Origin of the sequence: Streptomyces sp. CA-106110 (assembly GCF_050936285.1) — a bacterium.
Lineage (GTDB): Bacteria > Actinomycetota > Actinomycetes > Streptomycetales > Streptomycetaceae > Streptomyces.
The window spans coordinates 7,420,101-7,443,203 of record NZ_JBNJNB010000001.1 but is presented as its reverse complement, the minus strand read 5'-3'; the positions used below and the strand labels follow the sequence as shown (position 1 = coordinate 7,443,203).

The following is a 23,103-nucleotide window of genomic DNA, read 5'->3' as shown; positions in this document are numbered from 1 at the left end:
ATCAGGCCAAACCTTAGCCCAAATGTCCCGTTTAGCAGGAAACGGTAAATTCAACTCCTGAATTGCCCAAGGTATTGACAAGAAAGCCGTCCCAGCCCTGCGAACTGAGGGAGGACGCCCGGACATACGAACGGGGGCGCCCCAACACCGTGGGGCGCCCCCGCCGTAGCGGTACCGGCCGTACCGCCGGGCGGTGCCTAGCTGTGCGTCCGCAGCAGCGTGCGCATCGTGCGCATCGCGACCGAGAGGTTCGCCAGGTCGAAGGAGTCCGAACTCGCGATCTCGTCGAGGGTGGTGCGCGCCCTCGAAAGGATCGCCGCGTTCCTCTCCTCCCAGGCCTTGAACCGCTGTTCCGGCGTGGAACTGCCGTTGCCCACCGAGAGGACCTCGGCGGTCAGGCCCGCGTGGGCCGCGTACAGGTCCTCGCGGATCGCCGCGCGCGCCATCGACTGCCACCGGTCGGCGCGCGGCAGTTCGATGATGCGGTCCATGAGCTGGGTAATCCGCAGCCGGTCGGCGAGGTCGTAGTAGACCTCGGCGACGGCCATCGGGTCCTTGCCCGTGCGGTCTGCCACCGAGACGATGTCGAGCGCCGGGAAGGCGGAGGAGAACCCGGCCACACGCGTGGCGAGTTGGTCCGGGACGCCGGCGCCCGTCAGCTCGTCGTAGATCTTCTGCCACCACTCGAGGTCCGCACCGCGCATCAGCTTGGGCAGTTCGTTCCAGACCTGCTCGACGCGGTCCTTGAAGAACTCGATGGTGCCGCTGAGCTCCAGCGGCTGCGGCCGGTTGTTGAGCAGCCAGCGCGTGCCGCGCTCCACCAGCCGGCGGGAGTGCAGGCGGATCCGGGTCTGCACATCGGCGTCGACCTGGTTGTCGAGCGCCTCCACCGCGTCCCACATCATGCTGGAGTGGAAGATCGCGCGGGACGCGGTCTGCGCCCTGACGATCTCCTCCAGCGATGCGCCCGTCTCCTCGCGCAGCCGGTGCAGGAAGCTCGTGCCGCCCGTGTTCACCGTGTCGTTGACCAGAAGGGTCGTCACGATCTCACGACGCAGCGCGTGGTGGTCGATCTGCTCGGGGAACTTCTCGCGCAGGGCCGTCGGGAAGTACTCGTGCAGCAGGGTGCGCAGATACTGGTCGTCCGGCAGCGGCGTCTCCAGCAGCTCCTTGGCCACGGTGATCTTCGTGTACGCCAGCAGGACGGCCGTCTCCGGGCCCGTCAGGCCGTGACCGGAGTTGAGCCGCTCGCGGATCTGCCGGTCGGTGGGCAGGAACTCCAGCGCCCGGTCGAGGTGGCCCTCGCGCACCAGATACCGGAGGAACCGCTGCTGTGCGTGCAGCATGTCCTTGGACTGGAACAGGGCGTTGGCGATCGCCACGTTCTGCGCGTAGTTGTTGCGCAGCACCAGAGAGCCGACCTCGTCGGTCATCTCGGCGAGCAGATGGTTGCGCTGCTTGACGGTCAGATCACCGTTCGCCACGACCGCGTTGAGCAGGATCTTGATGTTCACCTCGTGGTCGGAGGTGTCCACGCCCGCGCTGTTGTCGATGGCATCCGTGTTGATCTTTCCGCCATGCTGGGCGAACTCGATCCGGCCGAGCTGGGTCAGGCCCAGGTTGCCGCCTTCGCCCACCACCTTGGTACGCAGGTCGCAGCCGTCCACCCGGATGGCGTCGTTGGCCTTGTCACCGACGTCCGCGTGCGACTCCGCCGAGGACTTGACGTACGTCCCGATGCCGCCGTTCCACAGCAGGTCCACCGGCGCCTTGAGGATCGCCTGCATCAGATCGGCGGGGGTCATCTTGGTGACGGCCCCCTCGATGCCGAGGGCCTCGCGGATGTGCCCGTTGACCGGGATCGCCTTGGCCGAGCGGGGGAACACCCCGCCACCGGCCGACAGCAGTTCGGTGTTGTAGTCGGCCCAGGAGGAACGCGGCAGCTCGAACAGACGGCGGCGCTCGGCGTACGAGGTCGCCGCGTCCGGGTTCGGGTCGATGAAGATGTGCCGGTGGTCGAAGGCCGCGACCAGGCGGATGTGCTCGGACAGCAGCATGCCGTTGCCGAACACGTCACCGGACATGTCGCCGATGCCGACGACCGTGAAGTCCTCGGCCTGGGTGTTCACACCCAGCTCCCGGAAGTGCCGCTTCACGGACTCCCAGGCGCCGCGGGCCGTGATGCCCATCTTCTTGTGGTCGTAGCCCGCCGAGCCGCCGGAGGCGAAGGCGTCCCCGAGCCAGAAGTGGTAGCTCTCGGCGACCTCGTTGGCGATGTCCGAGAACGTCGCCGTGCCCTTGTCCGCGGCGACCACGAGATACGTGTCGTCCGAGTCGTGCCGGACCACGTCCGCGGGCGGCACGATCTCGCCGGCGACCATGTTGTCGGTGATGTCGAGCAGGGCGGAGATGAACGTCCGGTAGCTGCGGATGCCCTCCGCGAGCCATGCGTCGCGGTCCACGGCCGGGTCCGGCAGCTGCTTGGCGACGAACCCGCCCTTGGCGCCCACGGGCACGATGACGGTGTTCTTCACCATCTGCGCCTTGACCAGGCCGAGGATCTCGGTGCGGAAGTCCTCGCGCCGGTCGGACCAGCGCAGGCCGCCTCGCGCGACCTTGCCGAAGCGCAGGTGCACGCCCTCCACGCGCGGCGAGTACACCCAGATCTCGTACGCGGGGCGCGGCGCCGGCAGGTCCGGGATGGCCTGCGGGTCGAACTTCATGGAGAGGTAGTCGTGCGGCCTGCCGCCCCGCGCCTCCTGGAAGAAGTTGGTGCGCAGGGTCGCCTTGATCAGGGTGAGGAAGGAGCGCAGGATCCGGTCCTCGTCGAGCGAGGCGACCTGGTCGAGCGCGGCGTCCAGCTCCTCCAGCAGGGCGTCGGTCAGCTCCACCCCGGCCCGCTGCCGGTCCGGCGACATCCGCGCCTCGAAGAGGGAGACCAGCAGCCGGGTGGTGTGGACATTGTTTCGGAGGGTGTCCTCCATGTAGTCCTGGCTGAAGGTCGAACCGGCCTGACGCAGGTACTTGGCGTACGCGCGCAGCACCATCGCCTGCCGCCAGGTGAGTCCGGCGCTTAGCACCAGGGCGTTGAAGCCGTCGTTCTCGGCCTTCCCGGTCCAGGTGGCGGAGAAGGCGTCCTGGAAGCGCTCGCGGGCGTCATCGCCGACGTAATCGTTGCCGGTCATCGACTTGGGCAGACGCAGACCGAAGTCGTAGATCCACGCGATCGTGCGGTCCGCGCAGCGCAGCTCGTACGGGCGCTCGTCGACGACCTCGACGCCGAGCCGGTTGAGCACGGGCAGCACGGCGGAGAGGGAGACCGCCTCGCCCTTGCGGTAGATCTTGAAGCGGCGCTCGCCAGGGGCCGCGCCCACGGGCTCGTACAGGCTGAGGGCGAAGTTCTTGCCGCCCTCCTCGGTGGTGAGCTGCTCCAGGTGGACGAGGTCGGCGACCGCGGCACGCGGGGTGTGGTCGGCCTTGTAGCCCTCGGGGAAGGCGCCCGAGTAGTGGCGCTGCAGCTCGGCGCCCCGCTCCTCGCCGAGCTCGGCGTTCAGCGCCTCGTTGAAGGCGTCGGTCCAGGAGCGGGCGGCCTCGACGAGGCGGGCCTCGATGCGCTCCTTGTCGGCGTCGGACAGCTGCGGCAGCTCGGTGCCCTGCGGCACACGGACCACGAAGTGCAGCCGGGACAGGATCGACTCGGTGTTCCAGGCCGTGAAGTCGACGCTGGTACCGCCGAGTTCCTCCTTGAGGATGTCGATGATCCGCAGTCTCACGCCCGTGGTGTAGCGGTCGCGCGGCAGGTACACGAGGGCCGAGTAGTAGCGCCCGTACTCGTCCTGGCGCAGGTACAGCCGCAGCCGACGGCGCTCCTGGAGGTAGAGGACGGAGGTGGCGATGGAGCGCAGCTCGTCGGCCGGGGTCTGGAACAGCTCGTCGCGCGGGTAGGTCTCCAGGATCTGGAGCAGGTCCCGGCCGTCGTGGCTGTTGGGCGAGAAGCCGGCGCCGTCGAGGACCTCGTCGACCTTGCGGCGGATGACGGGCACCCGGCGCACGGACTCGGTGTAGGCGGCGGACGAGAACAGGCCCAGGAAGCGGCGCTCGCCGACCACGTTGCCGTTCTCGTCGAACTTCTTCACGCCGACGTAGTCCAGGTACGACGGGCGGTGCACCGTGGCGCGGCTGTTGGCCTTGGTGAGGACCAGCAGCTTGTGCTCGCGGGCCTTGGCGCGGGCGTCGGCGGGCAGCCGCTCGAAGGAGGGGCTCACCGGGTGCTGGTCGTCACCCGAGTGGTGCGGGTCGGATCGCAGTATCCCGAGCCCGGTGCCGGGCACGGCGGCCAGCACGTCGTCGTCGCGCAGCTCGTACTCGCGGTAGCCGAGGAAGGTGAAGTGGTCGGCGGACAGCCAGCGCAGCAGCTCGCTGGCCTCCTCCAGGTCCGCGGTGGGCAGGTCGTCGGGCACGGGCTCCTTCTGGAGCCCCTCGGCGACGCGCAGCGCGCACTCGCGCATCTTCTCCCAGTCCTCGACGGCCTCGCGGACGTCGGACAGGACACGCAGCAGATCGGCGGTGATCTGCTTCAGGTCACCGCGGTCGGTCTCGCGGTCCATCTCGACGTGGATCCACGACTCGACATGCGCGTCGTGCGGCAACGCGCAGTCGGGGCCTTCGGGCAGTACCTCGAGCAGCTTGCCGGTCAGGTCGCGGCGGACGACGAACTGGGGGTGGATGACGACGTGGATGCCGCGTCCCTGGCGGGACAGCTCGTTGGTGACGGAGTCGACCAGGAAGGGCATGTCGTCGGTGACCACCTCGACGACGGAGTGGCTGCAGGTCCAGCCGTTCTCCTCGACGGTCGGGGTGTGGACCCGCACGTTGGCCGTGCCCTGCGGACGCGTCTCGGCCAGTCTGTAGTGCGAGAACGCGGCTCCGAAGACATCCACCGGATCGCGGTCCGCCAGGTCCTCGGGGGCGGTGTGCAGGTAGTAGCGCTGGAGGAACGCGAGCACGGTGTCCCGGTCGGGGGTGCCCTCGCCCGTCGTCCCAGTCGGTAGGTGCCCCCCGACCGGGCTGTTCTCAGCTACCCGGGCGGCCCGTTCGAGCAGCTCGGCCTTGGCTTCGTCCAGCTTGGTCTGCATTGTCCTCTGGCTCCTGTCGCGCGCCGTTGCGTGACGTAGAAGGAAATACGGTCTCTTCTCCGACGTGACGTCGTGACGCGGGGTGTCCGGTCTGGTTCGACGCTATGCCGCACGGAGAGGAAGGTGGGGGGTTATCGGCCAATTCCGGCACCTGGGGCGGCTGTGACGCCTCTCTCGGCGCGTCGTGCGCCTCCCGCGTCCCCGGCACCCCTGCTGCCGTCCCGGGCGCCTGCGGCGCCCTTCCCGGCCGGCCCCGCCTGTGAGGATCAGCGACCGCCGCCCGGTCACGGATGTCGTCCGTGCTCACCGGGCGCAGGGCAGGGACAAGAACGTCCCCGCGAGGTATCGCGCTGATCACGCCACAAGGCTATCGCTCTGCACGGGGGGCACGTCATGAGCCGTATGTGTACAAAAGAGGGGGTCGAACTTTGACGTTCTGCACAGGGGCGTAGAGGACGATGCCGTGCAGAGCCGTCGGTGCGAACATGGCGGTACGAGCAGCGAGCACGGCCGGCAAGCGGTACGCGGCCCCTTGGCAGCGCCCTCGGCCTCGGGCACGTTGCCAGAAGCAGCGGACGCAGCCCTCCGCCCGACCGAGGGGAGCACAGCCAACATGACGCAGAAGATCCTGATCGTCACCGGCGACGCCGCCGAATCACTGGAGGTCCTCTACCCCTACCAGCGCCTGCGCGAGGAGGGCTACGAGGTCCATATCGCGGCCCCCAGCCGCAAGACACTCCGCTTCGTCGTCCACGACTTCGAAGCCGGTTTCGACACGTACACCGAGAAGCCCGGCTACACCTGGCCCGCCGACCTCGCCTTCTCCGAGGTCGACCCCGGTGACTACGCCGCCCTCGTCATCCCCGGCGGTCGCGCCCCGGAGTACCTCCGCAACGACCCCGAGCTGCGCAAGATCCTCAAGTCCTTCTTCGACACCGACAAGCCCGTCGCCCAGATCTGCCACGGCCCCCTGCTCACCGCCGCGGCCGACGCCCTGCGCGGACGGCGCGTCACGGCCTACCCCGCGCTGGAGCTGGACATGCAGGCGGCCGGGGCGGCCTTCCAGGACGTCGAGGCGGTCGTCGACGGCACCCTCGTCTCGTCCCGCGCCTGGCCGGACCACCCCGGCTGGATGCGCGAGTTCCTCACAGTGCTGCGCTCGAAGGCGCCGGTGACCTGACGGCACCCGGTGCGGCGCCCCGACGGGCGCCGCACACACCCGCTCAGGCCGCCAGCCGCTCGGCCTCCGCGACCGCCTCCCGCAGCGTGTCCACCACCGGCACACCGATCTCCTCCAGGCTGGCGCGGCTGTGGGAGCCGCCGGTGTACAGAACGGCCCGTGCTCCCACGTGCCGGGCGGCCACCGCGTCGTCAGCGGCGTCCCCGATCACCACCGTGCGCGCCGGCTGCACGCCCGCAAGGGCCCGTAGGTGCCGGACCATGTGCTCGGCCTTGCTGCCGCCGGACGGCCCGGTGCGCCCCTCCACCCGCACGAAGTGCGTCTCGATCCCGAAACCACGGACCAGGGGGACGAGCTCGTCGTGCATGTACATGCTGAGGATGGACTGGCTGCGGCCGGCCGACCGCCATCCCGCGAGCAGTTCCGTCGCGCCCTCGGTGAGCCCGCACCGGATGCGGTGCTCCGAGTAGTACCGGTGGAAGACCTCGTCCATGAGCCGCCACTCGGTGTCCGTCGGCAGCCGTCCCATCAGCCGCTCGTAAAACTTGGGCACCGGCACGCAGTACAGCGCCCGGTAGCGCTCCAGTGTGATCGGCGCCAGACCGAGTTCGGCGAAGGCCGCGTTCGTGGCCCCGATGATCGCGTCATTGTCGTGGAACAGCGTGCCGTTCCAGTCCCAGACGATGTGAGCGCTTCCGTACGTCCCCATGCCGGAAAACCTACCCGGCCCCACTGACAATCGCCGGTGCACCGGCCCCGCGGGAGGCAAAACCCGGATCAGTCCCCGAGCCCCAGCACATTCGGAACCTCCTGCGTCGCGTACCAGAGCAGCTCGTGGTCCTCGGCGCCGTTCACCACGAACTGCGCGTCGTCGTCACCGCGGTCCGCCTCCTCCAGCGCCTCGGCCGCCGCCGTGACGTCCGCCTCCGCGTCGGCCGCGTCGGCGTGCACCGCGGCCGCCTTGGCCAGCGCCACGGCCCCGGTGACCCGTACCTCGCCGAGCGCCGCCGGGTCGAGGCCCTTGTCGGGGTCGGCGGCCGCCGCACGGTCCGGTACGTCGACCGCGACGACCACCCGTCGCCGCGGCGCCCCCGGGTCCGCCGCCACCAGCCGCAGCGAGGCCAGCGCGGCCCGGCTCAGGGCCGCGTACTCCAGTTCCTCAATGTCGTCGGACAGGTACCACTCGCGCAGCGCGGGCGTGACGGCGTACGCGACCAGCGGTCCCGCACCCAGCTCACCCGTCTTGTACGCCTCGGCGAGCCCGGAGAGGGTCAGGGGGACGTAGACGCGCATGACGAGCCGCTTTCGTAGTCGGTGAGGCCGGCCGGACAGGCCCGTGGGAGGACCACGAGGAGGTCGGTCCCGCGCCTCCGGCGAGTCACCCAAGGATACGTGCGGCCGTCCCCCTTCGGGCCCCGGTCGCAGTCTTCCCCGTGGTCAACCGAGGCGCCCAGGGATCACCCGGTACAGCCCGGGCGCCCCATGGAGCCCCCCGCCCGTGCCCGCTCATCACCCTGATAGTTGAAGGCTCCCCCGTCTGAAGGCGGGGGGTTCCCGTCCGGCCTTGCGGCCGGACGCCCCTTGCGGGGCGCCTTCGGGCGTGTGTGGGGATTCCAGGCTCAGGCAGCCTTCCGGGCCGGCGGCCCGGAAGGTCTTACGCCCTCAGCACCTGCCGGGCACCAACCCGCCCGGACCAGCATCACGAACGCGGAATTCTTGTCCCGAGGGCGCACGGCTCCGCATCGCGTGCAGGTATACGTTCGCTCCCAGAGAAGCAGCGCGTGCTTGGTTCTCGCTCCGCAGTCTGCGCACTCCATCGTGGTGTGCGCGGGATGCACCAGGCGCACATCCCGCCCATGCTTGCGGCCCATCTCGATCAGGGCGCGCTTGGTTGCCGAGATAGCGGCGTCGGCCGCCTTCTCGGCCATGGTGGTCTTCGCGAGGAACTTCGGGCGGAAGTCTTCCACTGCGATCCGGTCATGGTCGCAGACCACGGACTTGGCCCACTTGCGGCCGGTGTCCTGACGCTGCCCGGCGACCTTGGCGTACGCCTTCGCGCGCAGCTTCTTCGCCTCGCGGTAGCCCTTCGAGGCGGCCTGCCCCTTGGCCGGTCGGCGTCGGGCCATCATCCGGTCATAGCGCGAGAGCTTCGCCTGGGCCTTCTTCCCATGCTGGGCGTGGGGAAGGTCGTAATCGTCGCTCGTGGTGGTCGCACTCTCCTTGACGCCCCAGTCGATCCCGATCACGCGGCCGGTCTTCGGCAGGTGCTCAGTGGTGGCGGCGGTCACGAAGGACGCATACCAATGGCCGATACTGTCGCGGTACACGCGCACCGAGGACGGCGCCTTGGGCAGCCGGCGCGACCACACCACCGTCAACACGATCCCGCCCGCCAGGTACAGGCGCCCGTCCTTGAGACAAAACCCACGCCGGGTGTAGTTCAACGACGGATCGGCCTCCCGCTTCTTCTTCCAGCGGGGCATCCCCGCACGCTGCCGCATCGGCAGCCGGGCCTTGATGTCCCCCAGCGCCTTCGCCCGCGATGTCGCGAAGTCGCGTATGACCTGCTGCTGCGGCACGCTCGCGCCCTGCGCGAGCCACGACGTCACCCGGCGCGCCCCGGTCAGCATCTTGTCGAGCTGCGCTGGACCACACGTCAACTTGTCCTTGGAACACACCTTGTTGTGCAGGTACACGGCCTTGGACTTGGCCACGCACTCGTTCCAGATCCAGCGGCACCGGTCCCACTCCGCTTCGAGCGCAGCCCGCGCGCCGGCGGACACACGAAGACGATACGTGTACCGGGCATGCCCGGCATCCCCATCCATCGTCGCGTCCGCCGTCATGAACCCGAATCTATCCGGGAGGACTGACAGTTGAGAGCTCTTGATCAAAGCGGGCCTACTCACCCCGCCCCGTGGTCGACGGCCAATCACCCTGGCGGCGATTGCCCTTTCCCCGCCCTGCTCCGCAGGAGTCCCATTCCTCCCCGGCCTGAAGGCCGGGGAGGAATCGGAGGAACCCGCTGAATCCTTCGGCCCCCGCGGCGCACCTCGGGATTCCTTGCGAGCGCGGCCCCGCGCCTCGTACAAGATCCCCACCGAGAAGTTACCGACCGGTATCCGCCGGTCCCGCGAAACGGGGATCCACATGAACAAGGTCATGACCAGGAACAGCACGATGTCCAAGGTCAAGCGGCACCCGGGCGGCCGCCCGCCGGTGCGTCACGACACCCGCCGCCCCGGCAGCACACCCCGCCATACGGCACCCCGCCCGGGGACGTCCCGCGCCACACCACCCGTCGCGCCGGGGCCGGCCGGTCCGGTTGCCCAGCAGCGCCCGACCGATGTCTTCGCCGACCGTCTGGTGTCCGTGCTGAGCGGTCAGCGCCCGGTGCACAGCATGCTCCGCCATACCGTCGGCCGCGCCTACGACGAGCTGGCCTGGCTCGCCGAACGCGGGGCACTGCGCACCCGGGGCGCCCGCCCCGTCGTCCGCGACATCGGGTACTACGTACCGCGCCCTGGCGCCATCGAGGCCTTCGCCCGTATCGGCGCGGGCGACCAGCTCCGCGCGATGGCGTTCCGCCTGGAGTGCGGGACGGACCACCGCTGGCGCTGCACGGCGGTGGAACTGGGCGGACCCCGGAGGCCGGGCAGGGACGACGCCTGACCCGGACGACACGAGGGGCCGGGCACCCTCCGGTGCCCGGCCCCTCGTCACGGCTGTGCCGACCGCAGCGGCGTCACTTCTTGCGGCGCCGCCCTGTCTTGGCCTGCTTGCGGCGCTCAGCGCGCGTGAGGCCGTCCGCCTCCGAGCGCACCGGCTCGTCGTCGCCGACGAAGTCGCCTTCGATGATGCCGCCCTCACCGTCCACGGTGGGCGCCGAGAAGTGCAGGCGCTCGCGACGCTGCGGCGCCTCGAGGCCCTTCGCGCGGATCTCCGGGCGAGCCGCCTGCGCCGCCACGGCCTCTTCCTTCTCCAGGGAGGGCTTGGCGTCCTCGACGGGGACCTCCTCGACCTGCTGCTCGACCTGGACCTCCAGGTTGAACAGGTAGCCGACGGACTCCTCCTTGATGCCCTCCATCATCGCGGTGAACATGTCGAAGCCCTCGCGCTGGTACTCGACCAGCGGGTCCTTCTGCGCCATCGCGCGCAGGCCGATGCCCTCCTGGAGGTAGTCCATCTCGTAGAGGTGCTCACGCCACTTGCGGTCCAGGACCGACAGCACGACCCGGCGCTCCAGCTCACGCATGATCTCGGAACCGAGCTGCGCCTCACGCTCCTGGTACTGCTCGTAGACGTCGTCCTTGATGGACTCGGCGATGAACTCGGCGGTCAGCCCGGCACGGTCGCCGGTCGCGTCCTCCAGCTCCTCGATGGTGACCTTCACCGGGTAGAGCTGCTTGAAGGCGCCCCACAGCCGGTCCAGGTCCCAGTCCTCGGCGAAGCCCTCGGCGGTCTCGGCACCGACGTACGCGTCGATCGTGTCGTCCATGAAGTGCTGGATCTGCTCGTGCAGGTCCTCGCCCTCCAGGACGCGGCGCCGCTCGCCGTAGATGACCTCACGCTGCCGGTTGAGGACCTCGTCGTACTTGAGGACGTTCTTCCGGGTCTCGAAGTTCTGCTGCTCGACCTGCGACTGGGCGGACGCGATCGCGCGCGTGACCATCTTGTTCTCGATCGGCACGTCGTCCGGCACGTTCGCCATCGACATGACGCGCTCGACCATCTGCGCCTTGAACAGACGCATCAGGTCGTCGCCCAGCGAGAGGTAGAAGCGCGACTCGCCGGGGTCGCCCTGACGGCCGGAACGACCGCGCAGCTGGTTGTCGATACGGCGCGACTCGTGCCGCTCGGTGCCCAGCACGTACAGGCCGCCGAGATCCTGAACCTCGTCCTTCTCGGCCTTGACCGCCTGCTCGGCGCGCTCCAGGGCGGCGGGCAGCGCCTGCGCCCACTCCTCGATGTGCTCCTCGGGGTCGAGCCCGCGCTGGCGCAGCTCGGCCTCGGCGAGGTCCTCGGGGTTGCCGCCGAGCTTGATGTCCGTACCTCGGCCGGCCATGTTCGTGGCCACGGTCACGGCGCCCTTGCGGCCGGCCTGCGCGACGATGACGGCCTCGCGGTCGTGCTGCTTCGCGTTGAGCACCTCGTGCTGGATGCCGCGCTTGGCGAGCTGCTGCGAGAGGTACTCGGACTTCTCGACCGAGGTCGTGCCGACGAGGATCGGCTGGCCCTTCTCGTGCTTCTCGGCGATGTCGTCGACGACCGCCTCGAACTTGGCGACCTCGGTGCGGTAGATCAGGTCCGACTGGTCGTTGCGGATCATCGGCTTGTTGGTCGGGATCGGGACCACGCCGAGCTTGTAGATCTGGTGGAACTCGGCGGCCTCGGTCATCGCCGTACCGGTCATGCCGCAGAGCTTGCCGTAGAGGCGGAAGAAGTTCTGCAGGGTGATCGTCGCGAGCGTCTGGTTCTCGTCCTTGATGTCCACCCCTTCCTTCGCTTCGATCGCCTGGTGCATGCCCTCGTTGTAGCGGCGGCCGGCGAGGATACGGCCGGTGTGCTCGTCGACGATCATGACCTCGCCGTCGATGACGACGTAGTCCTTGTCGCGCTTGAAGAGCTCCTTGGCCTTGATGGCGTTGTTCAGGTAGCCCACCAGCGGGGTGTTCACCGACTCGTAGAGGTTGTCGATGCCCAGCCAGTCCTCGACCTTGGTGACGCCGCCCTCGTGGATGGCGACCGTGCGCTTCTTCTCGTCGACGTCGTAGTCGCCGGTCTCCTCGGTGCCCTTGAGGGGGTTGCCCGCCTCGCCCTTCTTGAGGCGCGTGACCAGCTTGGCGAAGTCGCCGTACCACTTGGTGGCCTGGTCGGCCGGGCCGGAGATGATCAGCGGCGTACGGGCCTCGTCCACGAGGATGGAGTCGACCTCGTCGACGATCGCGAAGTTGTGTCCGCGCTGGACGAGCTCGTCCTGGGACCACGCCATGTTGTCGCGCAGGTAGTCGAACCCGAACTCGTTGTTCGTGCCGTACGTGATGTCGCACGCGTACTGCTCGCGGCGCTGGGCCGGCGTCATGTTGGCCAGAATGCAGCCGACGTCCAGGCCCAGGAACTTGTGGACGCGGCCCATCATCTCCGAGTCGCGCTCGGCCAGGTAGTCGTTGACCGTGACGATGTGGACGCCGTCTCCGGACAGGGCGTTCAGATACGCGGGCAGGGTGCCGACGAGCGTCTTGCCCTCACCGGTCTTCATCTCGGCGACATAGCCGAGGTGGAGCGCGGCACCGCCCATCATCTGCACGTCGTAGTGCCGCTGGCCGAGGACACGCTTGGCGGCCTCGCGCACGGTGGCGAAGGCCTCGGGCAGCAGGTCGTCGAGGGTCTCGCCATCGGCGTACCGCTGCTTGTACTCGTCGGTGAGGGCCCGCAGCTCGGCGTCGGAGAGGTCGATGAAGTCCTCTTCGATGGAGTTGACCTGGTCCGCGATGCGGTGCAGCTTGCGCAGGATCTTGCCTTCGCCTGCACGCATGATCTTCGAGAGGACGGACACGGGGGTTTGTCTCCTTGCCGGTCGGGCCTGGGACGGTCGGTTACGTATGACAGCTTGAGCAACGGCCATCGTAAGCGAGGACCCCGCCGCACCGGGAGGTCTGCCCCCGACAGCCACTAGGACAACGGACGGGCGCCGCCGAAGGTGCCGCGTCCTTGCCACGAAAAGTAACGGGCCTGACACGCGGAAACGAGCGCCACGGCACGACGGCGTGGCGGGTCCGGAAGGGCCGGTCGGCCGGCCAGGAACGGCGGCGGCACCGGCCGGCCCACCCGGCGGGAAACGGCCGCGGCGTATTCGAAGGCGCGGGCCCGGCCGGACACAGCCGCCCCCCTCGCGGCGAAAGCGACGCGGCCCGGGGTGAAAAATCATGGCGCCGGGGCGGGAGCCCGAGCAGAATCGGGCGATGGACCCCGTCACCCTGACCACCGCGCGTCTGGTGCTGCGCACCGTGGGCCCGAAGGACACGGACGCGGTGTACGTAGCCGCCCAGGACCCCGACATCCAGCGCTGGACGACGATCCCGTCGCCGTACCTGCGCGAGCACGCGGAGGCGTTCGCCGGGCAGGTGGTGCCGGACGGGTGGGCGGACGCCTCGATGTTCACCTTCGGTGTCTTCCTGCTGCCCTCCGACGAGCTGGTGGGCATGCTCGGCCTGACGATGCGCTCGCTGGGCGTCGCCGAGATCGGCTTCTGGGCGGCGAAGGAACACCGCGGCAACGGCTACATCACGGAGGCGGCGCTCGGCGCGTCGCGCTGGGCCTTCACACAGTTGTCGGTCGACCGAGTGGAGTGGCGCGCCGAGGTGGGCAACGCGGGGTCCCGTGCGGTCGCCGAGCGCGCGGGCTTCACCATCGAGGGCGTCCTGCGCTCCGCGATCAACAACAAGGGAGTGCGCCGGGACTGCTGGGTGGGCTCACTGCTGCCGTCGGACCTGGAGCTGCCGTCGACGGCACCGTATCTACCCGCACCTGCGCGGCCCGCGTAGGCCGGGGGCGCGGCACCGGGGCCGGTCGCCGGGTGCGGAGTGTCCTCCGACGTCGGGTGCCTGTCGCCGGGTGCGGGAGTGTCCGTCGCCGGGTGGCCATCCCTAAGTGTCGGGCCGTCGTCGTCGCACGTCGGAAGGGGTCCGCGTCCCGGCCGAGACCACCGGAACCCGCGTACCGCGATCGATGTCAGTGCCACGTCCTACCGTGTCACCATGCCGAGTCTTCCGCGCCCCGCCACCGAACTGACCGCCGACGAAGCCCGCCGCATCGCCCTGCGGGCCCAGGGTTTCCTCGGCGCGCCCGACCGCAGGTCCGGGGTCCGCGGCGTGCTGCGCCACCTGGGCGCGGTCCAGCTCGACACCATCTCGGTGCTCGCCCGCTCCCATGAGCTCATCCCGTACGCGCGCCTGGGCGCCATAGGGCGCAAGACGGTCGACTCGGCCTACTGGACGCCGTCGCCCGACGGCACGCCCGCGGCCGGGCCCCATGCGTTCGAGTACTGGTCCCACGCCGCGTGCATCCTTCCGATCGAGGAGTGGCCCCACTTCGCCTTCCGGCGCCGCGCCTACCGCGCCCGCCCGCACTGGAACCACACGCTCCCGGACGGGGTCTACGACCAGGTCGTCAAGCAGCTGCGCACCGAAGGCCCGCTCACGGCCACGGACCTGGGCGGCGCGAAGAAGACCAGCGAGTGGTGGGACTGGTCAGGCACGAAGGTCGCCGTGGAGCGCGCGCTGATGTACGGGGAGGTGGTGTGCGTCGAGCGCCGGGGCTGGAAACGGGTCTACGACCTCGCCGAGCGCGCGGTCCCCGAGGCACTCCTCCACGACGAACTGGACGACGCCGAGTGCCTGCGCCGTCTGGTGCGCCTGGCAGGCCAGTCCCTCGGAGTCGGCACGCGCGCGGACATCGCGGACTACCACCGTCTCAGGGGCGAACAGGTCGACTCGGTGATCGCGGACTCGGGCCTGGTCCCGGTGACGGTCGAGGGGTGGGGCAAGGCCGCCTGGGCGGACCCGGAGGCCCTGCAGACCCCGCCGAAAGGCAGGCACCGTACGACGCTTCTGTCGCCGTTCGACTCCCTGATCTGGGAGCGGGCGCGCACGGAGCGCATCTTCGGCTTCACACACCGCCTGGAGGCGTACGTCCCGAAGCCGAAGCGGGTGTACGGCTACTTCGCGATGCCGGTCCTCGCCGGCGGCCGGCTGGTCGGCCGAGTGGACCCCGCCCGCGAGGGACGCACACTGGTCGCCAAGCAGGTGGCCCTGGACGGCGCCAAGGCGGTCCCGGCGGTGGCCCAGGCCCTGCTGGAGGCGGCGACATGGGTGGACTGCACAAACGTCCGCGTGGAACGGGTGGACGACCCGGCGCTGCGCGAGCCCCTCATGCGGGAGCTGGCCCGAGCCCTGGACTGATTCCTGCCACCGCGGCGGGGGCTGAGCCCCGGTCCCGCTAGCGGATCTCGAGGATCTTCTCCCGCATCGCGTAGACCACGGCCTCCATCCTGGAGTGCAGCTGCAGCTTCTCCAGGATGTTGCGCACGTGGTTCTTCACGGTGTTCTCGGAGATGAACAGCTCCTTGGCGATGTCCCGGTTGTTCATTCCGGTGGCGACGAGTTTGAGGACCTCGAGCTCCCGGTCGGTGAGCCGGGGCGCCGGAACCAGCCGCCGCTCGTCGGTGCGCTGGATCATCGACTTGAACTCGGTGAGGAGTTTCGACGCCATGGAGGGGCTGATCTGCGACTGGCCGTCGGCGACCGCGCGAATGGCCGTGGCCACCTCGTCCGTGGAAATCTCCTTGAGGAGATAACCGGTCGCACCGGCCTTGATCGCGTCGTAGAGATCGGCCTCTTCATCGCTGATGGTCAGCATGATGATCTTCGCGCTGGGCGCCACCTCCTTGATGGAGGTGCACGCCTCGATCCCGCCGCGCTTGGGCATCCGTACGTCCATCAACACGATGTCGGGCAGCAGATCGGCCGCCTTGTCGACCGCCTCCGCGCCGTCCCCCGCCTCGCCGACGACCTGGATGTCCTCCTCGGCCGCAAGCACGATCTCCAGACCGCGACGGAAGAGGGCGTGGTCGTCCACGACGAGGACTCGGATCGGCTCCTTGCGTGGCGAGCCCACGTCCGGGCCCATGACGGTGGCGCCGTCGTCGGCGTCCTCGTCACGCATCGGTCCGAAGCTGTCCGCCATCGTTCCTCCCCCTGAAGGCTGCGGCTGGGGTCGTGTGCGTGCCATCGCCAACCCAAGGTAACGGCCCATCGGTTGGGCCGTTACGGCCATGATTCCATGCCCGGGTGGCGGTCAGGCGACAGAGCGCGGCGTGAAGAGGTCGCACACCGGTGCCCCTGGGGGCGCACGGGCTCACCAGGGGCACCGGGTCACAGCACTCATCCAGCGGGATCAGCCGCTGAGCGCTCCTGCCGCGTCGACCGTCTACGCCTGAGCCACCATCTGGTCCGTGCTGAGGTGAATGACGCCGTAGTCGTACGCGTGCCGTCGGTAGACAACACTCGGTTGCTTGGTTTCGGAGTCGACGAACAGGTAGAAGTCGTGCCCGACCAACTCCATTTCGTAGAGCGCCTGGTCGAGCGACATCGGGGACGCGACGTGGGTCTTCTCGCGTACTACGAGGGGGCCTTCGCCCTGCACCTCGAGCGATCCCACCTTCTTGGCCGCTACGCCGCCTGCCTCATCCTGCGGTACGACGCCGTGGCCGTTGAGTGTCGCGGCACCCGGGACGTGGTCGGGCACCTCGGCTGCCGTCAGCCGGGCCACCCCGCGACGTGTGTGTCGCTTGTCGTGCTGCTTGCGCAGCCGGGCCTCGAGCTTCTCCGCCGCCAGGTCGAGCGCGGCATACGGATCGCTGGCCGCTGCCTCCGCCCGGATCACCGGACCGCGGGAGTAAAGCGTGATCTCCACTCGGTCGCTGCGGTCGGCCTGTCGGGGGTTGGGCTCCTTGGACACCTCGACATCGAGGCTGATCACCTTGGCATCCAGCTTCTGGATCTTGTCCAGCTTCAGCTTGTCGGCCACGTGCTTCCGGAACCGCTCGGGCACCTCGGTCTTGCGGCCTTTGACGACGATGTCCACGCAGAACTCCGTTCCCGGATCGCTCCGCACCGCTGGCGGAGCATCTCCCTTGTGCACCAGGCCCCGGTGACCACCGGAGCCACGGACTCGGTGACTTCCACCTCCTCCTCCCCCCGGGGTGAGATCCCCACCCCGACCACTACGGGTGATTCAGAAAACCCGCAGATCGGCATTCGGATAAGCGAGGGACGGCCTGCGCCTTTCCCTCCACAACCGAACATATCTCGCCCGGACGGATGTCGTCACCCTCTACTACGGCGTACCTCCGTTCAGGTGAATTGACCTCCCCATTACCTGCAACGACGCAAGATCTGAGTCAGTTCCGGTTTATTTCGAAAGATTCCGGCGACGCAGCGACCACCGCCGCTCGGATCCGGTCTCCGAGGCCGTTCCCAGCGGTCATTTCCCGTGGTGCTCGCATCCAGTACGTCGTTGCCGTCCTCTGTTCTGCTCTCTGTTCCCCCGTTGCTTCCCCTGTCCCACGGACATACACATCCGTGTCCGCCGTCCGTGCAACGGCGAGCGCATCCCGGACCGCGCGCGCCGCCTCAGCCAGCGACGCGCCCGTGGTCATCAGATCGTCGACGAGCACGACGGGCGCGTCTGCCAACAGCCTCCCGCCTTCGCCGGCCACCTCCAGCGCGCCCGCGAGATTGGCCAGCCGCTGCCGGGAATTGAGCCCCGACTGGTCGGCCACGGCCCGTCGCTGCCGCAGCACGGCAGCCACCCGCGCCGCCGTCCCGCACCGGCGCAGCTCGCCCGCCGCAGCGAGCGCGATCCGCCGCGTGGGATCGTGCCCCCTCGCCCGCACCGCCCGCCGCGACGAAGGCACGGGCACGAGCAACACGGGTCCCCCTCCGCCGCTGTTGCCCGAAGCCCCCGATCTGCCGTCTGCCCGCCCTGCCCCCCGGCCCGCGCCGCACGGCACAGCGCCCGCATCGACCGCCGCCCGCCCGGCCTCGGGACCGATCGCGACGAGACCCGCCCGGACGGCCCCGGCCAGCGCCGTCCCAAGCGGTCCCGCGAGCGTGAGGACCCCCCGCTCCTTGTGCGCCAGGAGCGCGGCGCGCACGGCGCCCTCGTACGCGGCCGCCGCGTGCACCACGGGCAGCCCCACCGGTTCCGGCACCGGTCGCACCCGGCGCGGTGCGCCGCCGTGGAGAGCCGCGCGGCACTCGGGACAGAGCACCGTGCGCGGCCTGCCACAGCCGCCGCACTCGGCCGGCAGCACCAGGTCGGTGAGGTCCTGCCACCACCTCCGCATGACCCCACTGTGCCAACGCCCGCGAGGACCTGCCAGGCCTGTGGATAACTCCCGGCTTTCCCTGTGGATAACCGTCCGATGGCCGTGGATAACCGCCGAACGGACGGATGGCACGGGCGCGGATACGGCCGAGCCCGGACGCACGGCTGAACTCACGCGCACGGCTCACCCGGCATGCACGGCTCACCCGGGATAGACGGGTGCCGTCCCTTCCTTGACCACCTTCTGCCACTGCTCCCCGGCCGACAGGCGCACGATCCCGTCCACCGAGTACGCCACCAGCGGCAGATGCTCGTCCTCGGACGCCGCGATCTGCGTGACGCCCGTGAGCGAGGGCGGCGGAGTGCCCGTGGGCGTGGAGCCGTCCACCTGCACATAGCGCAGCTGCTGCACCCCGCCGGACTCGCGACCGACCACCACGAGCTTGCTGTCACCGGCCCACGACATGGCCGTGACCTCTTCCAGTTGCGGAGTCACGGAGTGCAGTTCGAGAACCGACACGCTGAGCCGCCCGCCGGACCCTGTGTCCCGCTCCACTCGTCCGATCTGCAGGGACGTCGTACCGTCCTTCTCCACGATCAGAGCGATCCGCGCACCGTCGGAGGCCACACGCACCGCGTCGATGCGCCCGTCCAGATCCGGCACGCTCACCTCGACCGGCCGGCCCGCGCCCTTCTCCAGCAGCACCAGCCGGGCGTTCTTCGGGTTGCGGTCGGCCACCCACAGGTCGCCCGCGCCGTCCCAGCTCGGCGTCGTCAGCCGGTCGCCCGGCGACGCGCCCTCACTGGTCAGCACGGGGTCGCCGAGCGAGGCGCCCGACACCAGCGAGCCCACATACAGATTCCGCCCGTCTGCGGAGACGCCGGCGGCGGTGTCCTCGTCCCGTGAGACGGCGGCCGAACGGAACTTCTTGTCTTCCTGGCCCAGCGCACCCGGAACCGGTTCGGGCTCCTTGGAGGTGCTTTCGCTGCGCAGGCGGACGAGCCGCTCCTTGCTGTCGATGAAGTAGTTGTACTCGGACCGCTTGGCCGTGCCGTGCGAGGCGATGATCTCGGCGTGGTTCTCGTCCAGCTCGCACAACCTCCTGCCGTTCGAGCGCTCGAGCTCGACCTGGTCCACACCCGTGGGCGTCAGGTCCTGAAGCGTGAACAGCAGCTGCGCCGCCATCCTGGTGCACTGCGTCTGCCCGACCCGGTCCGCCTTGTCGTTGAGCGGCACCGTCAGCTTGTTCTGGTCGTCGGGCGACAGGGAGGTGACCCCCCTCCTGAGCGCCGTACCCGACGGGAAGCTCGACGCCGCGACGGGGTCGAGCCAGCGTGTAGGGCCCTTCAGCAGAGAGCGGACCGTCGAGGTCACGGGGTCCACCTTGCTGCGTACGTACACCGGGTCCGCGACCGTGCTCAGCTGGCCGCTCGGGGAGGCGGGCGCGTTCGAGGCGTAGTAGTACTTGTTGACCGACACGTAGTTGCGCTGGAAGTCGGACTTGCCCATCACGACGCCCTGTGGCAGCGAGTCGATGCGCCACTGGTTGGTCTTCTTCTCCTGCGTCAGGTGCACCGTCCTGCTGTACGAGCCCGAGTCCGGCGCATACGCGTGCTCGGAGTCCACCACGGCGAGCCGGCTGCCGGTCAGCGTGTACGCGTAGTCGTCGCCCGCCTCCCGGCTCCTGGCCTGGTCGGCCTCGGCGTTCGGCCCGTCGGACAGCACCGTGGTGGAGTCATCCGGGTCCCAGTGGCGCCGCGCGCTGTCCGTCAGGTACTTCCGCGCCGTCTCGTACTGCGGGTCGTCGCTGGTCAGCGCCTCCAGGAAGCCCCGCACGATCTCGTCGGGCCCCGCGTCCTCGCGCGGCGGCACCGCGAAGACCCGGACCTGGGTGTCCTGCCGGGGCGTCGACTCGACCCCGCTGAGACCTCCGCTGTCCGGCATGGAGGCGCACCCGCTCAGCAGTACGGCCCCACAGCCGACATACACCCCCAGGTGCAGCGCACGCCGTCGGCCGCCCCCCTCAGCGCCCACCCGATGCCTCCCCTTGCTCACGCTCGTCGGGCCTGCCGACGCCGTGCGCCGGTTCCTGTGTGCTCTCGTCCTGGCGCCTCAGGGTCCCGGTGGACCGCGGCACCACACGCGCGCCGCTGCCGGGCAGCGCGGTCGGGTCGGCGGCAGGTGCCACCGTGGCCATCCGCGCCGCTATCGGGTCGCGGGAGGACGCCCTCTCCTCCGTGGCCTGCCGGGGCACCGTGGCCAGCCTGCCGGATCCGCCCTGCGGCAGACCGGCGTCGCTGAGCCCGCGATTGCGCCGGGAGTCCATGGGCTCCAGCGGTATCGGGGAACCCCTCAGCGGTTCGTCCGCGGTCCGCGGCAGCGTCAGCCGGAACTGCGAACCCCCGCCCGGCTCACCCCATGCCTGCAGCCAGCCGCCGTGCAGCCGTGCGTCCTCCAGGGCGATCGAGAGCCCGAGGCCCGTACCGCCGGTCGTACGCGCGCGTGCCGGGTCCGCCCGCCAGAAGCGGCTGAACACACGGGTGGCCTCCCCCGGCTTGAGACCCACACCGTAGTCACGCACCGCGATCGCCACCGCGCCGCCCGCCGCGGCGAGCTTGACGGTGACGTCCTTGCCCTCGCCGTGCTCGACCGCGTTGACCACGAGGTTGCGCAGCACACGCTCGACGCGCCGGGCATCCGCCTCGGCCACGACGGGCTGCTGGTCGCCCACGACACGGATCTGGGTGCCCTTGCGCTCCGCGAGCGGCGCGGCGCCGCTCACCACCCGTCGCACGACCTCACGGAGATCGATCGGCTCGGCCTCCAGCGCGGCCGCGCCGGCGTCGAAGCGGCTGATCTCCAGCAGGTCCGCGAGCAGCGACTCGAACCGGTCCAGCTGGTCGGCAAGCAGCTCGGCGGACCGGGCGGTCACCGGATCGAAGTCGACACGCGCCTCGTGGATGACGTCGGCCGCCATCCGCACGGTCGTCAGCGGCGTACGCAGCTCGTGCGACACGTCGGACACGAACCGCCGCTGCATCCGCGAGAGGTCCTCCAGCTGCTGGATCTTCAGCTGGAGGTTCTGGGCCATCTTGTTGAAGGCCTCGCCGAGCCGCGCGATGTCGTCCTCGCCGGTCACCTTCATACGTTCCTGCAGACGCCCGGCGGACAGCCGTTCGGCGATGCCCGCGGCCATCCGTACGGGTGTGACGACCTGACGCACCACGAGCCAGGCGATCGCCCCGAGGAGGACCACCACGAAGAGCCCGGCGGTCGCGAGCGTCCCCTTGACCAGGCTGAGCGACTTCTCCTCCTGTGTGAGCGGGAAGAGGTAGTACAGCTGGTACGGGTGTCCGTTCGGGTCGTTGATCTGCTTGCCGATGATGAGCGCCGGCTGCGTGTCGCGTCCGCTGTCGGTGTAGGTGATCCGGGTGTAGCTCTGGGCCACACCCATGCCCGCGCCGACGCGCGTGCGCAGGTCCTCTGGGACGCTCTGGCTCGGGTCCACCCCGCCCGACGCGCGCGGTCCGAGTCCGCGGTTGTCGTTGTCAGCGACGGCCGTACTGAGCGTGACCACGTCGAACGCGCCCTGACCGCCGCTGGAGAGCGACTCCACGAGGTCGCCCATCCACCCGCTGACGTTCTGCACGGGGTCGTTGCCGGCGCCCGGGTTGTCGTCACCGCCGCTCGCGCTGGCCGCGCTGTCCGCCTTTTGCCCGGCGACCGTGAAACCGCCCACGGCCTGGCTCTGCGACGCCTTCACCTTGGCGTCCAGCAGGCCGTTGCGCACCTGACCGATGACGACGAAGCCGAGCAGCAGCACCACGCCGAGCGACATCAGCAGCGTCGTGACGACGATCTTCAGCTGGATGTTGCGTCGCCACAGCCGCATCACGGGCAGCAGTGGACGGCGCACCCAGCGCATGACGAGCCGAAGGACCGGGCTGCCCTGGACTCCGCCCTGGAGCAGCCCGCCCTCGAAGAAACTTTCCCATCCGGAGCCCTGCCGACCGACAGGCCGCCCCGTACGGGCTCCCGGCCGACCGGGCGCCGAAGCGGCACTGTCCCGCGACATGTCAGCTGGGTCCGGCCTTGTAACCGACACCACGTACGGTCACCACGATCTCCGGCCGCTCCGGGTCCTTCTCGACCTTGGAACGCAGCCTCTGGACGTGAACATTGACGAGTCGGGTGTCCGCCGCGTGGCGGTAGCCCCACACCTGCTCGAGCAGGACCTCGCGGGTGAACACCTGCCACGGCTTGCGCGCCAGTGCCACCAGCAGGTCGAACTCCAGCGGCGTGAGCGCGATCGACTGCCCGTCCCGCTTCACCGAGTGACCTGCCACGTCGATGACGAGGTCGCCGATGGCGAGCTGCTCAGGCGCCGGCTCCTCCGACCTCCGCAGCCGCGCCCGGATGCGGGCCACCAGCTCCTTCGGCTTGAACGGCTTCACGATGTAGTCGTCCGCGCCCGACTCCAGACCGACCACCACGTCCACGGTGTCGCTCTTGGCGGTGAGCATCACGATCGGCACACCGGACTCGGCCCTGATCAGACGGCACACCTCGATGCCGTCCCGCCCGGGCAGCATCAGGTCGAGGAGCACCAGGTCGGGCTTGGTGTCACGGAAGGCGGCCAGCGCCTTGTCTCCGTCGGCTACGAAAGACGGCTCAAAACCTTCGCCACGCAGCACGATGCCGAGCATCTCGGCCAGTGCGGTGTCGTCGTCGACGACAAGGACTCGTCCCTTCATAAACGACATCATCCCATTCTCGTAACGGTGACCATGGCGCTGGTGAACAAGGTCACTGGCCTGTGACGATAGTCGTATGTGACCGTCACTGTCTGCCCTCGTCCGCGGACCTTGATGTCGGGAACGGGTTCCGGCTCCGAGGCG

Annotated in this window: 15 protein-coding genes; 4 read left to right on the top strand and 11 right to left on the bottom strand. The window is 69.6% G+C overall.

Features of this window, described 5'->3' with window-relative positions:
* Positions 1-197: 197 nt before the first annotated feature.
* Positions 198-5,135, bottom strand: a complete 4,938-nt coding sequence (locus tag ACQEXA_RS34320; RefSeq protein ID WP_432928320.1) for an NAD-glutamate dehydrogenase — start codon at positions 5,133-5,135, stop codon at positions 198-200.
* Between the two features lie 613 nt (positions 5,136-5,748).
* On the opposite strand from ACQEXA_RS34320, the gene ACQEXA_RS34315 reads away from it, so the two are divergent.
* On the top strand, positions 5,749-6,315 hold the full coding sequence (locus tag ACQEXA_RS34315) for a DJ-1/PfpI family protein (protein ID WP_433131948.1): 567 nt from the start codon (positions 5,749-5,751) through the stop codon (positions 6,313-6,315).
* Between the two features lie 43 nt (positions 6,316-6,358).
* Here the strand turns inward: ACQEXA_RS34315 and ACQEXA_RS34310 are convergent, their stop codons facing one another.
* The 3 genes from ACQEXA_RS34310 to ACQEXA_RS34300 all read right to left on the bottom strand — a co-directional run bounded on the left by ACQEXA_RS34310 (position 6,359) and on the right by ACQEXA_RS34300 (position 9,161).
* Complete coding sequence (locus ACQEXA_RS34310) at positions 6,359-7,024, bottom strand: HAD family hydrolase (RefSeq protein WP_432928322.1); 666 nt, start codon at positions 7,022-7,024, stop codon at positions 6,359-6,361.
* 68 nt (positions 7,025-7,092) lie between these two features.
* Positions 7,093-7,608: a DUF6912 family protein gene (locus tag ACQEXA_RS34305; protein ID WP_433131946.1), complete on the bottom strand. Its 516-nt coding sequence runs from the start codon at positions 7,606-7,608 to the stop codon at positions 7,093-7,095.
* A 326-nt stretch (positions 7,609-7,934) separates the two neighbouring features.
* Complete coding sequence (locus tag ACQEXA_RS34300) at positions 7,935-9,161, bottom strand: RNA-guided endonuclease InsQ/TnpB family protein (RefSeq protein WP_432931508.1); 1,227 nt, start codon at positions 9,159-9,161, stop codon at positions 7,935-7,937.
* A gap of 304 nt (positions 9,162-9,465) precedes the next feature.
* Between ACQEXA_RS34300 and ACQEXA_RS34295 the strand changes: the two genes are divergently transcribed.
* Positions 9,466-9,987 carry an Rv3235 family protein gene (locus ACQEXA_RS34295; RefSeq protein ID WP_432928328.1) on the top strand — a complete coding sequence of 174 codons (522 nt, stop codon included), beginning with the start codon at positions 9,466-9,468 and terminating at the stop codon, positions 9,985-9,987.
* Positions 9,988-10,060: 73 nt separating this feature from the next.
* Here ACQEXA_RS34295 and secA read toward each other — a convergent pair whose 3' ends face one another.
* Entirely contained in the window at positions 10,061-12,871 is a 2,811-nt protein-coding gene (secA, locus tag ACQEXA_RS34290) for a preprotein translocase subunit SecA (protein ID WP_432928330.1), read from the bottom strand.
* 406 nt (positions 12,872-13,277) lie between these two features.
* Here secA and ACQEXA_RS34285 point away from each other — a divergent pair, with 406 nt between their 5' ends.
* Both ACQEXA_RS34285 and ACQEXA_RS34280 read left to right on the top strand, forming a co-directional pair.
* Entirely contained in the window at positions 13,278-13,859 is a 582-nt protein-coding gene (locus ACQEXA_RS34285; protein ID WP_432928332.1) for a GNAT family N-acetyltransferase, read from the top strand.
* Between the two features lie 213 nt (positions 13,860-14,072).
* Complete coding sequence (locus ACQEXA_RS34280; RefSeq protein WP_432928334.1) at positions 14,073-15,275, top strand: winged helix-turn-helix domain-containing protein; 1,203 nt, start codon at positions 14,073-14,075, stop codon at positions 15,273-15,275.
* 37 nt (positions 15,276-15,312) lie between these two features.
* Here the strand turns inward: ACQEXA_RS34280 and ACQEXA_RS34275 are convergent, their stop codons facing one another.
* The 6 genes from ACQEXA_RS34275 to mtrA all read right to left on the bottom strand — a co-directional run bounded on the left by ACQEXA_RS34275 (position 15,313) and on the right by mtrA (position 22,971).
* Positions 15,313-16,059 carry a response regulator transcription factor gene (locus ACQEXA_RS34275; RefSeq protein WP_359397032.1) on the bottom strand — a complete coding sequence of 249 codons (747 nt, stop codon included), beginning with the start codon at positions 16,057-16,059 and terminating at the stop codon, positions 15,313-15,315.
* Between the two features lie 243 nt (positions 16,060-16,302).
* Positions 16,303-16,959, bottom strand: a complete 657-nt coding sequence (hpf, locus tag ACQEXA_RS34270; RefSeq protein ID WP_432928337.1) for a ribosome hibernation-promoting factor, HPF/YfiA family — start codon at positions 16,957-16,959, stop codon at positions 16,303-16,305.
* A 316-nt stretch (positions 16,960-17,275) separates the two neighbouring features.
* Positions 17,276-18,223: a ComF family protein gene (locus ACQEXA_RS34265; RefSeq protein WP_432928339.1), complete on the bottom strand. Its 948-nt coding sequence runs from the start codon at positions 18,221-18,223 to the stop codon at positions 17,276-17,278.
* Between the two features lie 183 nt (positions 18,224-18,406).
* Entirely contained in the window at positions 18,407-20,239 is a 1,833-nt protein-coding gene (locus tag ACQEXA_RS34260; protein ID WP_432928341.1) for an LpqB family beta-propeller domain-containing protein, read from the bottom strand.
* Positions 20,229-22,280, bottom strand: a complete 2,052-nt coding sequence (mtrB, locus tag ACQEXA_RS34255) for an MtrAB system histidine kinase MtrB (protein ID WP_432928343.1) — start codon at positions 22,278-22,280, stop codon at positions 20,229-20,231. The genes ACQEXA_RS34260 and mtrB overlap by 11 nt, the downstream gene beginning before the upstream one ends.
* 1 nt (position 22,281) lies before the next feature.
* Positions 22,282-22,971, bottom strand: coding sequence for a two-component system response regulator MtrA (gene mtrA, locus ACQEXA_RS34250; RefSeq protein WP_359397045.1), 690 nt, complete (start codon positions 22,969-22,971; stop codon positions 22,282-22,284).
* Positions 22,972-23,103: the final 132 nt, after the last annotated feature.

Excerpts from the sequence above, each read along its gene's own strand:
- ACQEXA_RS34320 (WP_432928320.1), bottom strand. The coding sequence starts at position 5,135 with ATGCAGACCAAGCTGGACGAAGCCAAGGCCGAGCTGCTCGAACGGGCC.
- ACQEXA_RS34315 (WP_433131948.1), top strand. The coding sequence starts at position 5,749 with ATGACGCAGAAGATCCTGATCGTCACCGGCGACGCCGCCGAATCACTG.
- ACQEXA_RS34310 (WP_432928322.1), bottom strand. The coding sequence starts at position 7,024 with ATGGGGACGTACGGAAGCGCTCACATCGTCTGGGACTGGAACGGCACG.
- ACQEXA_RS34305 (WP_433131946.1), bottom strand. The coding sequence starts at position 7,608 with ATGCGCGTCTACGTCCCCCTGACCCTCTCCGGGCTCGCCGAGGCGTAC.
- ACQEXA_RS34300 (WP_432931508.1), bottom strand. The coding sequence starts at position 9,161 with ATGACGGCGGACGCGACGATGGATGGGGATGCCGGGCATGCCCGGTAC.
- ACQEXA_RS34295 (WP_432928328.1), top strand. The coding sequence starts at position 9,466 with ATGAACAAGGTCATGACCAGGAACAGCACGATGTCCAAGGTCAAGCGG.
- ACQEXA_RS34285 (WP_432928332.1), top strand. The coding sequence starts at position 13,278 with ATGGACCCCGTCACCCTGACCACCGCGCGTCTGGTGCTGCGCACCGTG.
- ACQEXA_RS34280 (WP_432928334.1), top strand. The coding sequence starts at position 14,073 with ATGCCGAGTCTTCCGCGCCCCGCCACCGAACTGACCGCCGACGAAGCC.
- ACQEXA_RS34275 (WP_359397032.1), bottom strand. The coding sequence starts at position 16,059 with ATGGCGGACAGCTTCGGACCGATGCGTGACGAGGACGCCGACGACGGC.
- ACQEXA_RS34265 (WP_432928339.1), bottom strand. The coding sequence starts at position 18,223 with ATGCGGAGGTGGTGGCAGGACCTCACCGACCTGGTGCTGCCGGCCGAG.
- mtrB (WP_432928343.1), bottom strand. The coding sequence starts at position 22,280 with ATGTCGCGGGACAGTGCCGCTTCGGCGCCCGGTCGGCCGGGAGCCCGT.
- mtrA (WP_359397045.1), bottom strand. The coding sequence starts at position 22,971 with ATGATGTCGTTTATGAAGGGACGAGTCCTTGTCGTCGACGACGACACC.